General features: G+C 69.9%; 15 protein-coding genes. 12 read left to right on the forward strand and 3 right to left on the reverse strand.

The genetic code is table 11. From position 1 onward, the window contains the following. The first annotated feature begins 2 nt into the window (after positions 1-2). The 3 genes from ACFU95_RS33070 (at position 3) to ACFU95_RS33080 (ending at position 2,734) form a co-directional block, all read left to right on the forward strand. The gene (locus tag ACFU95_RS33070) at positions 3-440 is read left to right on the forward strand and encodes a Fur family transcriptional regulator (RefSeq protein WP_383835257.1); all 438 of its coding nucleotides are present in this window, start codon (positions 3-5) and stop codon (positions 438-440) included. 10 nt (positions 441-450) lie between these two features. Then, complete coding sequence (locus ACFU95_RS33075; RefSeq protein ID WP_383835260.1) at positions 451-1,416, forward strand: YgfZ/GcvT domain-containing protein; 966 nt, start codon at positions 451-453, stop codon at positions 1,414-1,416. Positions 1,417-1,504: 88 nt separating this feature from the next. Next, positions 1,505-2,734, forward strand: coding sequence for a GNAT family N-acetyltransferase (locus ACFU95_RS33080; protein WP_383835263.1), 1,230 nt, complete (start codon positions 1,505-1,507; stop codon positions 2,732-2,734). Between the two features lie 17 nt (positions 2,735-2,751). On the opposite strand, the gene dtd is transcribed toward ACFU95_RS33080, so the two are convergent. After that, positions 2,752-3,177, reverse strand: coding sequence for a D-aminoacyl-tRNA deacylase (dtd, locus tag ACFU95_RS33085; protein WP_030052154.1), 426 nt, complete (start codon positions 3,175-3,177; stop codon positions 2,752-2,754). Positions 3,178-3,371: 194 nt separating this feature from the next. Here dtd and ACFU95_RS33090 point away from each other — a divergent pair, with 194 nt between their 5' ends. Next, the gene (locus ACFU95_RS33090) at positions 3,372-3,995 is read left to right on the forward strand and encodes an aerial mycelium formation protein (protein ID WP_383835267.1); all 624 of its coding nucleotides are present in this window, start codon (positions 3,372-3,374) and stop codon (positions 3,993-3,995) included. A gap of 177 nt (positions 3,996-4,172) precedes the next feature. After that, on the forward strand, positions 4,173-5,435 hold the full coding sequence (locus ACFU95_RS33095) for a GNAT family N-acetyltransferase (protein WP_383835269.1): 1,263 nt from the start codon (positions 4,173-4,175) through the stop codon (positions 5,433-5,435). A gap of 183 nt (positions 5,436-5,618) precedes the next feature. On the opposite strand, the gene ACFU95_RS33100 is transcribed toward ACFU95_RS33095, so the two are convergent. Further along, positions 5,619-5,798: a hypothetical protein gene (locus ACFU95_RS33100; protein WP_030052156.1), complete on the reverse strand. Its 180-nt coding sequence runs from the start codon at positions 5,796-5,798 to the stop codon at positions 5,619-5,621. A 175-nt stretch (positions 5,799-5,973) separates the two neighbouring features. Between ACFU95_RS33100 and ACFU95_RS33105 the strand changes: the two genes are divergently transcribed. Next, a complete protein-coding gene (locus tag ACFU95_RS33105) occupies positions 5,974-6,897 on the forward strand; it encodes a winged helix-turn-helix domain-containing protein (RefSeq protein WP_383835272.1) in 924 nt (307 codons plus the stop codon). 35 nt (positions 6,898-6,932) lie between these two features. On the opposite strand, the gene ACFU95_RS33110 is transcribed toward ACFU95_RS33105, so the two are convergent. Continuing rightward, the gene (locus ACFU95_RS33110; RefSeq protein ID WP_383835276.1) at positions 6,933-7,121 is read right to left on the reverse strand and encodes a hypothetical protein; all 189 of its coding nucleotides are present in this window, start codon (positions 7,119-7,121) and stop codon (positions 6,933-6,935) included. Between the two features lie 186 nt (positions 7,122-7,307). On the opposite strand from ACFU95_RS33110, the gene ACFU95_RS33115 reads away from it, so the two are divergent. The 6 genes from ACFU95_RS33115 to ACFU95_RS33140 all read left to right on the forward strand — a co-directional run bounded on the left by ACFU95_RS33115 (position 7,308) and on the right by ACFU95_RS33140 (position 14,004). Then, a complete protein-coding gene (locus tag ACFU95_RS33115) occupies positions 7,308-8,183 on the forward strand; it encodes a winged helix-turn-helix domain-containing protein (RefSeq protein WP_383835278.1) in 876 nt (291 codons plus the stop codon). A gap of 45 nt (positions 8,184-8,228) precedes the next feature. Then, complete coding sequence (locus ACFU95_RS33120; protein WP_383835281.1) at positions 8,229-9,125, forward strand: GntR family transcriptional regulator; 897 nt, start codon at positions 8,229-8,231, stop codon at positions 9,123-9,125. A 155-nt stretch (positions 9,126-9,280) separates the two neighbouring features. Beyond that, positions 9,281-10,156, forward strand: a complete 876-nt coding sequence (locus ACFU95_RS33125) for a winged helix-turn-helix domain-containing protein (protein ID WP_383835284.1) — start codon at positions 9,281-9,283, stop codon at positions 10,154-10,156. Continuing rightward, positions 10,156-10,905 carry an HAD family hydrolase gene (locus ACFU95_RS33130; RefSeq protein ID WP_383835287.1) on the forward strand — a complete coding sequence of 250 codons (750 nt, stop codon included), beginning with the start codon at positions 10,156-10,158 and terminating at the stop codon, positions 10,903-10,905. Before ACFU95_RS33125 ends, ACFU95_RS33130 begins: the two co-directional genes overlap by 1 nt. Positions 10,906-11,163: 258 nt before the next feature. Continuing rightward, complete coding sequence (locus tag ACFU95_RS33135) at positions 11,164-13,353, forward strand: phosphotransferase family protein (protein ID WP_383835290.1); 2,190 nt, start codon at positions 11,164-11,166, stop codon at positions 13,351-13,353. A 24-nt stretch (positions 13,354-13,377) separates the two neighbouring features. Next, positions 13,378-14,004 (forward strand): TetR/AcrR family transcriptional regulator, encoded by a 627-nt coding sequence (locus tag ACFU95_RS33140; RefSeq protein WP_383835293.1) that lies wholly within the window; start codon positions 13,378-13,380, stop codon positions 14,002-14,004. The last annotated feature ends 23 nt before the right edge of the window (positions 14,005-14,027 follow it).

Below are 14,027 nucleotides of genomic sequence, written 5' to 3' on the forward strand. Positions count from 1 at the left end.
GTGTGGTGAGCACCGACTGGAAGAGCGACCTCAGGCAGCGCGGCTACCGGCTGACGCCGCAGCGCCAGCTTGTCCTCGAAGCTGTGGACACCCTGGAGCACGCGACCCCCGACGACATCCTCGTGGAAGTGAGGAAGACGGCGTCGGGGGTCAACATTTCCACCGTGTACCGGACCCTGGAGCTCCTGGAGGAGCTCGGGCTGGTCAGCCACGCCCATCTGGGGCACGGCGCCCCGACGTATCACCTGGCCGACCGCCACCATCACATGCACCTGGTCTGCCGGGACTGCCAGAACGTCATCGAGGCGGACGTCCAGGTGGCCGCCGAGTTCACGGCCAAGCTGAGCCGGACCTTCGGCTTCGAGACCGACATGAAGCACTTCGCGATCTTCGGCCGTTGCAAGGACTGCTCTCTGAAGGGTTCAACTACCGAGTCGTAGGCTTAGGCGTATGAAGAGCCCCCTGCTGACCCTGCCCGGCGCCGTGCCCGCCGAGGGCGTGGACGAAGGCGTCGCCGCCCACTACGGCGAACTGTTCCGCGAGCAGCGCGCCCTCGCCGACGGCACCGGTTTCGTCGACCTCTCGCACCGCGGGGTCGTCGCCGTCACCGGCCAGGACCGGCTGAGCTGGCTGCATCTGCTGCTCACCCAGCACGTCAGCGACCTCCCGGTGGGCGAGTCCACCGAGGCGCTGATCCTCTCCGCGAACGGCCACATCGAACACGCGCTGTACCTGGTGGACGACGGCACGACCGTCTGGGCCCATGTCGAGCCGGGCACCCAGGACGCGCTGATCGCGTACCTGGAGTCGATGAAGTTCTTCTACCAGGTCGAAGTCGCCGACCGGACCGCCGAGTTCGCGGTCGTGCACCTGCCCGCCGGATCCATCGCCGAGGTGCCCGAGAACGCCGTCGTACGCGAGACGGCGTACGGCCGTGATCTGTTCCTCCCGCGCGCCGAACTGGAGTCGTACGCCGGGAAGGCGGGCCCGGCGGCCGGACTCCTGGCGTACGAGGCCATGCGCGTCGAACACCACCAGCCCCGCCTCGGCTTCGAGACCGACCACCGCACCATCCCGCACGAGCTGGGCTGGATCGGCACCGCGGTGCATCTGCAGAAGGGCTGCTACCGCGGCCAGGAGACGGTCGCCCGCGTCCAGAACCTCGGCAAGCCGCCGCGTCGGCTGGTCTTCCTGCACCTGGACGGCAGCGAGGTCCATCTGCCCGCGCACGGCACGGAGATCCAGCTGGCCGACGAGGGCCCCGACGGTCGCAAGATCGGTTTCATCACGACGTCGGTCCGCCATCACGAGCTGGGCCCGGTCGCGCTCGCACTGGTCAAGCGGAACGTGCCGGTGGACGCGCGGCTCCTGGCCGGAGAGACGGCGGCGGCGCAGGAAGTGGTCGTCGAGCCGTAATTCGGTTGACCGGGGCAGGGGCCGACGCTGCATGGTGTCCCGGCACCGCCAGTCGTGGTGCCGGCATCCCGAGGAGGCGGCGGCAGCGATGGAGATACGTCCCACCACCGACAAGGATCTCGACGTCTTCGTCGACACGCTCCATGCCGCGTTCGGACAGTTCCCGCAAACCCCGGTCGAGGGCGGCGGGCTCTGGTGGTCGGCGCTCGAAACGGACCGCTGCCTGCTCGCCCTGACGGCGGACGGGCGGCCCGTCGGCACCGCCGCCACGCACTCCTTCGAGCTCACCCTGCCCGGTGAGACCCTCGCCCCGGCCCCCGGGGTGACCGCCGTCGGCGTCCTGCCCTCGCACCGGCGCCAGGGCGTGCTCAGCGCGATGATGCGGCATCAGCTCACCGAGCTGCGGGCCGGCGGGGAGTTCCTCTCCGTGCTGCTGGCCTCAGAGGCCACGATCTACGGCAGGTTCGGCTACGGACCGGCGACCTACACGACGCGGCTGACGGTGCCGCGCCACCGGGCCGCCCTCTCCGCTCCCCGGGCGCGCACGGTGGCCGGCGCACCGGCGACCGGCTCGGACGACGGCTCCGTCGAGGTGCTGCGGCGGGCCGAATGCGGCGAGCTCCTGGAAGAGGTCTACGACCGGTACCGCCGCGCCCAGCCCGGCGCGCTGTCCCGGCCGCACCGCTGGTGGGCCCTGCGTGCGGGGCAGCCCCCGATCTCACCGGCGCCGCGCCACGTCGCCGTCCACCGGGACGCCGACGGTGTCCCGGACGGGTACGCCAGCTACGCGGTCGAGTCCGGCACCCTGACGGTCGACGAGACCATCGCCGGCGACGACGCCGTCTTCACGGCCCTGGCCCGGTTCGTGCTCGGCCACGACCTGGTCTCCCAGGTCGTGTTCCAGCACGTCCCGCCCCAGCACCCGCTGCGCTGGCAGCTCGCGGACTTCCGCGGCGGCGAGGTGGGCGGCGACATGGACTGGCTCTGGGTACGGCTGCTGGACGTACCGCGTGCGCTGACCGCGCGCGGCTGGTTCACGGACGGCGAGCTCGTCCTCGACGTCGAGGACCCGTTCCTCGGCGAGCACGGCCGCTACCTGCTGACCGTCCGGGACGGCAAGGCCGACTGCGTCCCGACGGACCGGGACCCCGACCTGTCCCTGGACGTGCGCGACCTGGGTTCGGTCTACCTCGGCGGCACCACCCCGAGCACACTCGTGCGTGCCGGGCACATCCGGTCCCACCACCCGGACGCGGCCACCCGCGCGGACGCCCTCTTCCGCGCCGACCGGCCCCCGCACTGCCTGCACTGGTTCTGACCGCGCGGGGAGCGGCCCTAGATCTCCAGCAGCACCGTGAACGGGCCGTCGTTCGTCAGCGCCACCCGCATCTGGGCGCCGAACCGGCCCGTCGCCACCGTCGCCCCCAGGGCGCGGAGTTGGGCGACGACCTCGTCGACGAGCGGCTCGGCGACATCGCCGGGGGCGGCGGCGTTCCATGTGGGCCTGCGCCCCTTGCGGGCGTCGCCGTAGAGGGTGAACTGGCTGATGACGAGGAGCGGGGCGTCGATGTCGCTGCATGACTTCTCGTCGTTCAGCATGCGGATCGACCAGAGTTTGCGGGCCAGTTGGGCCGCCTTCTCCTTGGTGTCCTCGTGTGTGACGCCGACGAGGACGCACAGCCCTTCGCCCACGACCTCGCCGACGGTCTCCCCGTCCACGACCACACTCGCGCCGTCCACCCTCTGCACCACAGCTCGCATGCCGCCATCATGCCGTGCGCGTGGGTCCCGCTGGTCAAGAGCCCTGCTCGGGCCCTGTCCGGGGCTCCTTTGGAGGGACTCTTTTTTGATCCTTAAGCCCCCATCTGGGGCTGTTCATGGGCACTCGGTCACATAGCGGCCACTTGGGATGGCACCATGCTTCCACACGCCGGTCGAGGGGACGGTAGAGGCATATGAGCACACCGAGTACCGGGCAGCCCCCTGGGGCTGTCGTGTTGAACCACGCGGGCCAGCCGGCCGGCCTCCGGCCGCCCACACAGCGCACCGCGGACGATCCGGGCCCGGGAGCGGATCCGAGGCTGCCCGCGGATCCGCCCGAGCACGATCTGGCCGTGCTCAGCCTGCCAGAGCTGCGCACCCTGCGCCGGGACGCGCAGAGCGACGAGGCGGACCTGAGTTATGTACGCCGGCTGCTGCAGGGGCGGATCGACATCCTGCGGGCGGAGTTGGCGCGGCGCTCCCCGGCGGGCGCGGCGTCCGTCGTGGAGCGCCTCTCGGAGATCCTGACCGACGCCCCGGCCCGCCACCGCTCCTCCGCCCGCCATGTGACCCTGGGCACCCCGCAGAGCGAGGAGTACCGGCGGCTGGCGGCCGACATGCTGGCCGAGGTGGAACTGTCGGACCTGGAGGCGCGCACGGACGTCGAACTGAACACCGCGATGGGACGGCTCGTCCGGTACGAGCAGCAGGTGTCCCGCCGCCGCCAACGCCTGCAGCGGACCGCGGACGACTGCAGCGGCGAGATCGCCCGGCGCTACCGGGACGGCGAGGCCGTGGTCGACGACCTGCTGACGTAGCCGCAGGATCTCTCAGTGCCGTGCGGGCACTCTCAGCCCGTCCGGCGTTTGAGGACGAGGCCGCAGGCCGATGGGGGTCCAGGGGGCGGAGCCCCTTCAGGGGATGGGACGGGTAGGGGCGGCGGGGGCGAGGAAAATCGGGAGCACCCCCGCCGCCCGCCCACCTACCGTGGCGCCATGAGCCGTCCCGAACCCCACATCGACGTCCGGCCGATCACCGAGGCCGACGTCCCCGACTGGATCAGGGCCGTGAACACCGGCTTCCTGCGCACCCCCTACGTCTCGGCCGAGGAGATCGCGGACCGCGGCTCGTACATCGACCTCCCCCGCACCCTCGGCGCCTTCGACGCCGGCCGTTGCGTGGCCACCTTCCGATCCTTCGCGCAGGAGATCACCGCGGTCGGCGGCGCCCCCGTCCCCGCCGACGCCATCTCGAACGTCACCGTCACCCCCACCCACCGCCGCCGCGGCCTGCTCACCCGCATGATGGACCACGACCTGGCGGCCGCGAAGGACCGCGGCGACGTCGTCGCCACCCTGATCGCCGCCGAGTACCCGATCTACGGCCGCTACGGCTTCGGCCCCGCCACCTGGACGACCCAGTGGACGGTCGACGTCCCCCGGACCGGCCTCGACCCGAGGTGGGCCGGTCCCGAGGACGGCGGCCGTATCGACATCGTGGACGGGGCGGACGTACGCAAGACGGGCCCGGAGCTGTTCGAGCGGGTGCGCCGCGCGCAGCCGGGTGCCGTGGACCGGGACGAGCGGTGGTGGCAGGTCAACACGGGGGCGCTGCGCCTGGACAGGGTCCCGTGGACCGACCCCTTCTTCGCCGTGTACCGCTCGGCGGGCGGCGAGGTCCAGGGGCTGGCGTCGTACACGGCGGACGACCACTGGAGCGAGGGCAAGAAGCAGCCGTTGAACACGGCGAGCGTCCAGTGGCTGATCGCGGTGACCCCGGATGCGGAGCGCGCGCTGTGGCGCTATCTGTGCTCGATCGACTGGGTCATGACGGTGAAGAGCAACTGGCGGGCCCCCGACGACCTGCTGCCGTTCCTCCTGCCCGATCCGCGGTCCGCCGGGGTCACCTCGCACGCGGACTGGTTGTGGGTGCGGATCCTGGACGTCGTACGGGCGCTGGAGGCGCGGACGTACGAGGGGCAGGGGGCGTTGGTGATCGAGGTCGTGGACGCGGGCGGGCTGACGGGCGGGCGGTACCGGCTGGAGGCGTCCGCGGGCGGGTCCTCGTGCACGCCGACCACGGCCGCCGCCGAACTCTCCCTCGACATCGCCGACCTGGGCTGCCTCTGGCTGGGCGACGAGTCCGCGGTGCGGCTCGCCGCGCTGGGCCGGGTCCGGGAAGAGCGAGCGGGCGCCGCCTTGGTGGCCGACGCCCTGCTGCGTACGTCCAGGCGACCTTGGTGCCCGGACACCTTCTGAACCTCCTCCCGGCCGACGACAGGTCTGCTCATCCGTAGCGAGCTGTGCGGTTGTGGTTGTGGTTGTTCTTCAGTTGTGGCTGTGCGATCGCTGTTCGGTTGTCGATGTGAAGTTGTGGCTGTGCTGACCGACCGGGCTCCCGGCTCCCCTCCGGAAGGGAGCCCGATCAGCCGAACCTGGTCCCTACTGGGCCAGCAGCATGACGAGGATCACCGCGCCGATACCGCTGATCATGGTGTTCTTGGCCTTGATGCCGATGGACAGCGCGAGGAAGGCGATGATGCCCATCGGCCCGTACTTCCACTGGACGAGCTGCTCGAATCCGATGGCGAGCGCGGCGACGGCGAGGTAGATCAGCGGCATGCCGTCCTCCTTGGGGACGATGGTCGACAGAACTGGTTCTGGTGGCCAACCCCTCAGGAAGTTTGACCATGTTGCCTAAGTTGGCGACCAACTTCACTGTACTTATGTCCACTTGGAAGCGTCTCATAACCATCTACCTTTGAACTGCCGGAAGATGGCGGGAAGTTGTACTGTTTTGGTTGTGGACCCGGAACACGCCTCCGTCAATGGACGGAAGAGGACACAGCGGCCACAGAAAGCACACCTGGAGGTGGCCGACGAGCTGCGCGCGCGGATCAGGTCCGGAGTGCTGCGGCCGGGCCAGCGCATGCCCACGCAGGCCAAGCTGTCGGACGAGTTCGGCGTCGAGCGCGGTGCCGTGCGGCAGGCGCTGCGCATCCTCCAGTCGGAGCAGCTGCTCACCAACGTCTCCAAGGGGAGCCCGGCCACCGTGGCCTCGGTGCCCGGCGCAGGTCCCGGCCTGCTCCCGACCGGGCCGGGCGCCCCGCCGATGCCCACCACCGCGGCCCTGGCGCCGCGCATAGCGACCGCGTTCGCGGCGCCCCACGTCGAGGTCGACGCCCTGTGCCTCACCTCGATCTCCCTCACCCTCGCCATCGGCGAGCCGCTGCGCCGTATCCACGCCGGAGAACTGAATCCGGCCAAGGTCGACGTCCGTGTCCTGCTGCCGTCCCGGGACATCGAACTGGCCTTCCCGACCCCGGTGGACGCCCCGGCCGAGCACGGCCGGCTGCAGCGCCGCTGGCTGGCCCACCGCAACGCGCAGGGGCAGGTCCTGCGGCACAACCTGCTGGCCCTGCGCTCCTCGCACGGCATCGACGTGAACGTGACCTTCCGCGCCCTGCCCTTCACACCGCCGGTGAAGCTCTACCTCCTCAACGGCGTGGAGGCGCTCTTCGCGTACTACACGGTCACGCGGCGCGAGGAGGAGGTCGACCATGAGCAGCTGGAGATGTACGACGCCGAGGGCACCCGCTCGATGCTGTTCTCCTTCGAGCAGGGCGCCGGGCTGCGGGACGCGGCGTTCGTGAAGCAGTCACATCTCTGGTTCAACGCACTGTGGGAGACGATCAGTTCGGAGCTGGTGCTCACGACCTGACCTCTCCCACGGTGTCTGACAGGGGTACTCGCCGGTCACAGCGCGGGACGCGTGACCAGGGCGGCGAGCACCAGGGCCCCGATGGTGCTGAGGGCCGGGCTCTTGGCCTTGATGCCGATGGTGAGCAGCAGCAGGCCGATGATGCCCATGGGGCCGTACTTCCACTGGACGAGTTGCTCGAAGCCGAGAACGAAGACGGCGGAGATGAAAGTGATGGCAGGCACGGTCTTTCCCCCTTCGGGCTGCCGGACAGGACGGGCGTCAAGCGACGGGGGTTGGGCGACAAGAAGGCAAATGTTCCGCCAACTTGATCGAGTTGGTAGCCAACTCTAATTAAGTTGTCCCCACTTGGTACCTAGTTATAAACAACCTGCGGACAACTCCCCGTAGATGGATCGAAGTTGTAGCGTTTGGTCGTGACCCAGGAGAAGGTGGCAGTGAACGGCAGCAGGAGACCCTCGTCCCAGGAGATCGCCGACATCCTGCGGGAACGCATCCGCGCCGGCGAGCTCAGGGCCGGGGACCGCCTGCCCACCCAGGGCGAGCTCGCCGAGGAGTTCGGCGTGGAGCGCGGTGCCGTCCGCCAGGCCCTGCGGGAACTCCAGGAGGACGGGCTCCTCAGCAATGTGAGCAAGGGCAGCCCGCCGCGTATCGCCGAGTCGACGCCGACGTGGCAGGAACCCCGGCCGACGATGGTGGCGCTGGCCCCACGGCTGGCCGAGGCGTTCGCCGCCCCGCGGGTGCGGTTCGACGCGGTCTGTCTCACCGCCGAGACCCTGATGCTGGCCCTGAGCGAACCCCTCCGCCTGATCCACGAGGGCCGTGTGTGTCCCGAGGCGATCGAGGCCCGGATCCTGCTGCCGTCCCGGGACATCAACCTCGCCTTCCCCATCTCGGTCGAGGGCCACAGCGACGACGATCCGGTCCACCAGGACTGGCTGGCCCGGCGCAACGCCCAGGGGCAGGTCCTGCGCCACAACCTCCAGGTGCTGCGCTACTCGCACGGCATCGACGTCCACGTCGCCTTCCGCGCCCTGCCCTTCACGCCCCCGCTGAAGCTGTACCTCCTCAACGGCGTGGAGGCGCTGATCTCCTACTACATGATCGGCCGGCGCGAGGGGCCCCTGGAGTCCGGGCCCACGGACGTGTACGACGTGGGTGCCGAGTCCCTCCTCTTCTCCTTCGAGGAGGGGGCCGACCGGCGCGACGCCGCGTTCGTGACGGAGTCCCAGAAGTGGTTCGACGCCCTGTGGGAAACCATCACCACGGACCTGAAGCTGAGTTGAGGGGGGAACCGGCATGCCCGACCGGTCCGCGGACACCGCACAGCCATGCACCTGACCCGGGAGAACGACGTAGTGACCGGCAGCGACAAGGGGTCGCCTCAGGACATCGCGGACACCCTGCGGGGCCGTATCCGCGGTGGTGAGCTCAAGAAGGGCGACAAGCTGCCGACCCAGGCACAGCTCGCCGAGGAGTTCGGTGTCGAACGCGGCACCGTGCGGCAGGCGCTGCGCATCCTCCAGCAGGACGGACTGCTCAGCAACACGGGCAAGGGCAGCCCGCCCCGGGTCGCCGAGGCGGTCCCCGAGCCCGATGTGCCCCAGCCGACGACAGCGATCCTGCACACCTGCCTGAAGCGGGCGTTCGAGACCCGGGACGTGCTGATCGACGTCATCTGCTTCACCGCCGAGACCCTGATCCTGGCGCTCGCCGAACCGCTCCGGCTGATCCACGAGGGCCGGCTGCGCCCCGAGTCGATCCGGCTCCGCTGCCTGGTGCCCGCCCGCGGCCTCGCCCTGGCCTTTCCCGTGCCGGTCGAAGAGGCGGACGCCCCGCGGGCGCAGGCCATCCACCGGGAGCTGATGGACCAGCGCGACAGCCAGTTGAGGGTTCTGCGCAGCACGCTGATGAGGCTGACGAGGCAGGGCGGGAACAGGGTCGCCGACGTGCGCGTGACCTACCGGGAACTTCCCTTCACGACCCCGGTGAAGCTCTACCTGCTCAACGGGGAGGAGGCGGTGTTCGGCTACTACCAGGTCGGTGAGCGTCCGAGGGGGACGGCGGGCGGTGAGATCCGGACCTACGACGTCAGCGGGCACAAGGCGATGCTCTTCCCCTTCCCCCGAAGCAGGGACGGCCGCGACGGGGCCTTCGCCGAGGAGTCCCAGAAATGGTTCGACGCGCTCTGGGAGACGATCGCAACGGATCTGACCCCCTCCGAATGACCTCTGGTACTCGAATGTCCTCTGGTACTCGACAGACGCAGCGGTCGCACGTGTTTCCGCCCACGGGCTCCTGGGGATGGAAGTAGTGATTCTGCCAACTTGGCCAACTCGGGCCAACTGTCATCAAGTTGTTGCAGATGGAGGGCAGTTGTAGGTTGGTTGTGACCCAGGAGAGCGTGGCCGTGAAGGGCAGCAAGAGACACTCGCCCCAGGAGATCGCCGAGGTTCTGCGGGAGCGGATCCGCCTCGGCGAGCTCAAGGCGGGCGACCGCCTGCCCACCCAGGCCGAGCTCGCCGAGGAGTTCGGCGTGGAGCGCGGCACCGTACGCCAGGCTCTGCGCACTCTCCAGCAGGACGGTCTGCTCACCAACGTGAGCCGGGGGAGCCCGCCGCGGATCGCCGTGTCGACAGCGGAGAGGCAGGGGCCACAGCAGACCGTGGTCGGGCTGGCGCCCCGGCTCATGGAGGCGTTCTCCGCGCCGCACGTCCGCATCGACGCGGTCTGTCTCACGGCCGAGAGCCTGATGCTGGCCCTCGGGCAGTCCATCCGCCTGATCCATGAGGGCACCCTTCGCCCCGAGTCGATCGACGTCCGCATCCTGCTGCCGTCCCGGAAGATCAACCTCGCCTTCCCGGTCCCGGTCGAGAGCGGCGAGGGCGACCTGGTCCACCAGCGCTGGCTGGAGATGCGCAACGCCCAGGCGCAGGTACTGCGGCACAACCTGCGCGCCGTACGCTCCACGCACGGCATCGACGTCCGTGTCACCTTCCGGGCACTGCCGTTCACACCACCGGTGAAGCTGTACCTGCTCAACGGCGCGGAGGCGCTGATCGGTTACTACGTCCTCACCGAGCGCCAGGAGGAGTACGAGAGCGAGGTGCTGGACATGTACGACGCCCTGGGCTCGAAGTCCGTCCTCTTCTCCTTCGAGAAGGAGACCCGGGAGCGCGACGCCGCGTTCGTGGCCGAATCCCAGAAGTGGTTCGACGCCCTCTGGGAAACCATCACGACGGACCTGACACTCTCCTAGTGACTCCTGAGACGAAGCAGACGGAACCGGTGGCGTCCCCCACCGAGGACGAGACCGCGAAACTGCGGGACTCGATCAGGCGTGCCCGAGTCATCCTCTGGGACTTCGACGGTCCGGTCTGCCGGCTGTTCGCGGGGCACACGGCGGATCGGGTGGCGACCGATCTGGTGGAGTGGCTCGCGGGACGCGGCCTGCACGGCCTGCTGACCGAGCGTGAGCGCAAGTCCCTCGACCCGCATGTCGTCCTGCGTGCCGTCGATCGCCGGCGCCCCGGCAGCGACCTGGTGGCGGAGCTGGAGGAACGTCTCACCAACGAGGAGCTCCGGGCCACCGCCACCGCGATGCCCACCGCGTACGCCGACCCGTTGATACGCACCTGGACGGCGATGGGCTTCCGTCTGGCCATCACCACCAACAACTCCCCCCGCGTGGTGCGCAGGTATCTGAAGAGCCGCGACCTCGTCTCCTGCTTCAGTCCCCATATCTACGGCCGCACCCAGAACCTCCACCACCTCAAGCCCGACCCGCACTGCCTCAACCGCGCCCTGAACGCGATGGGCGCCGCGCCCTCCACCGCCCTGATGATCGGCGACACCCCCTCCGACTTCCTCGCCGCACAGCAGGCGGAGGTCCCGTTCCTCGGCTACGCGCGTAACGCGGACAAGGAGAGACTGCTGCGCGAGGCCGGGGCCAGGTCGATCGTGGCCTCGCTGGAGCCGATCCTCGAAGTGCTGCGGGGCCTGGCCTGAGCATCGGCCCGGTGGGTGCCTTGCGAGAAGGCGCGGGCGCGTGCGCTAGCATCTGCGCACCGCCTGAGCGACCGCTCTGTTCCGTGCGTATGAGGTGGCGAACAAGCCAATCCCGAACGCTCGAAGGAACGACTCAGTAGAAGAGTGGCACAATCGTCCGTTTTGGCTATGCGAGCTTGACTCCGGTCGTGCCTGTTACCCCTGGCAACTACTGTTGCCGTACCTTCCGTGTTCTGCGCGAATCACCCGGAGCGGCCCGTGGGTCCACCGCCTCTTCCCCGTCCCTACCTCGGGGAACGTGCCGCCACTGCCGTCGCCCTGCGGTGGTTCCTGGCGCGGGCCACGCGCGAAGGCCAGCTGACCGGCGGGCACCACAACCTGAACTACGTGCTGCCCCTGACGGACGACGTCGCCCGCCTGTTGGGCCGTGAGGCCGGTACGTCCGTGACCGTGCGGATGCGGCGTACCGAGACACTGCCCGTGGTGATCAGAACCTGGCAGGACGAGGCGGAGATCCTGGGGGCCATCAGGGGGATCCTGCCCCACGTTCCGCAGTGCCTCTTCAAGGGGGACGACTTCGCTGTCCACAGCTATGTGGAGGGCGTGCCGCTCTCCAGCGTCTGCGGCGACGGCAAGCCCGTCGACACCCTGCTCATCAAGGCGCTGGCCGGGCTGCTCGCCCAGATGGCCCAGGTGCGCAGGGGGGCGCTCCCACCCCTTCCGGCCGGCTGGCCCAACAAGGACGACACGGACAGCCAGGGCTTTCTCCAGACGCTGGCCACCATGGCGGACCGCCAGATCAGACAGCCCAACTGGGCCGAGTTCGGTGGACTGTTCGCGGCCCTGGGCATTCCCGAGGACGCCCTGATCCGGTTGGCGGAGCGGGTACCCGCGATGACCCGACGGCCCTACAGCCTGCTCCACGCCGACCTGCACCGGGACAACCTGATCATGACGTACGGCGGTGACCCGCCGCTCATCTGCGTCGACTGGGAGCTGGCGACCTACGGCGATCCGCTGCACGACCTCGCGACGCACCTCGTGCGCATGCGGTACCCGGTCCACCAGTGGGACGAGGTCATCGACGCGTGGGCGGCGGCGATGCGGCGGGTCCGTCCCGCGGCGGTCAACGGCCTTGCCAAGGACCTGCGTCACTACGTCGCGTTCGAGCGGGCCCAGTCCGTCTACCCGGACGTGATGCGGGCCGCGAACTCGCTGCAGGGTTCGCGCGACCAGAAGAGCCTGGACGAGGCCATCGTGTCGGTGCGCCGGGCGCTGGAGGCGGCAGCCGAGCCGCTCAGGCTCGGGAACCTGCCGGACGAGCCCGAGATCCAGCGGATCCTGTTCCGGTGGCGGGCCGCACGCAACGGAGGGGTCGGCCTGTCCGCCGAGATGAAGGCGTGCGAGGACTGGCATCCGGACCTACGCGTTCCGGAGCATCCCGACTTCCCGCTGTCCGCCGTCCGGCACGCTCTGTTCGCGGAGGGAGCGGCACCGGCCCGACGGGTCTTCAAGGGCACGGGGCATCTCAATTCGGTGGTCCGGGTCCCGGGCGTCGACTTCTCGGTGGTGGTGCGGCGCAAGGTCGCGAACGTCTGCCGCCGTGAGCGCGGCTTCCTCAGCGAGCACGCGGTGCTGCGGGCCATCGAGGTGTCGCGGATCAGAGTGGCGGCACCGAAGTTCCTCGCCCTCGGTACGGGCTATCAGGGGGAGCCCTTCGCCATCCACACCTACGAAGGGCCGCACGACATCGACCGGCCGCCCGGCCATCCGGTGCACGGCCTGCTGCCGCACGAGGCCGACAGGCTCGTCGACCAGCTCGTGGAGCTGACGGGGGTGGACTACAAGCAGCTCGACCCGGCGGCCGGCGACGGTCGCTACTACGCCTGGCTGAGCGAGCAACTCGTCCATCTGGTCGCCGAGTTGCCGAAGGAGTCGCAACAGCTGGCCCGGCTGCTCGGCCTTCCGGACGCGCCCAGGCTGCGGGAGATCCTGTCCCGGCACCGGGTGAGCGAGCGCAGGCCCGCCCTGCTGCACGGCGACCTGAACCCGTGGAACCTGGTGCGCCGCGACGACGAGCTGGCGCTGACCATCATCGACTGGGAGATGGCGGTGGTCGGTGATCCGCTCTACGACCTGGTCCGGCACATGCACCTGACGCCCACCCGCCCGGAGATCCGCGACCGCATGTTCCGTCGCTGGGAGCTGCGGCTGGCGCCCGAGTGCACCACCGACTGGCGCCGGGACTGGCGTGTCTACCGCTGGATCGAGATCGTGCGCTCCGCGTATGTGGACCTCGACCGGCTGGTGACCGGCGCGAGCCTGGACGCGCCCAATGTCCGGCGGGCCGTCGACTCCTACGCGATGACACTGGCGGCGGCCACGGGATCGCTCGGCATGCCGGCCCGCTCCACGGCGAACCCCTATCTGGCTCGCGCCCTGGTGTGAGGTGAGGAGCATAGGCTCACGGGCATGAGCGAGACAGGCACCGGCGGGCTCGGCCTCCGCGAGCGCAAGAGGCAGCGGATGTACCAGACCGTCTCGGACACCGCCATCCGCCTCTTCCTGGAGAAGGGCTTCGACGCCGTGTCCGTCGCCGACGTCGCCGCCGCGGCCGAGATCTCCAAGCCGACGCTGTTCCGGTACTTCCCGGCGAAGGAGGACCTCGTCCTGTACCGGTTCGCCGATCACGAGGACGAGGCCGCGCGGATCGTGCGGGAGGGGCCCTCGCCGGTGCGGGCGCTGCACCGGCACTTCCTCGACGGGCTGGAGCGCTGTGACCCCATCACGGGGCTCAACGACCATCCCGAGGTGCTCGCCTTCCAGTCGCTGCTGTACGGGACTCCCGCGCTGGTCGCCCGTATGTACGGCTATCTGGAGCGTTCGGAGGCCGCGCTCGCCGAGGCGCTCGGCGGCGGGCTGGAGGCGCGGCTGGCCGCGGGGCAGATCGTCGCCGTACAGCGGATCCTCGCGCAGGAGAACTGGCGGCGGATCGCGGCGGGGGAGCGAGTGGCCGAGGTGCGGGGGGACGCGGTGGCGGCCGCTGAGCGGGCGTTCGGACTGTTGGAGGCCGGGTTGCCGGGGCTGGCCGCCCACTGAGCCGAGGCTGAGGCTGGGTAATA

Source organism: Streptomyces sp. NPDC057623, from assembly GCF_042800355.1.
Classification (GTDB): domain Bacteria; phylum Actinomycetota; class Actinomycetes; order Streptomycetales; family Streptomycetaceae; genus Streptomyces.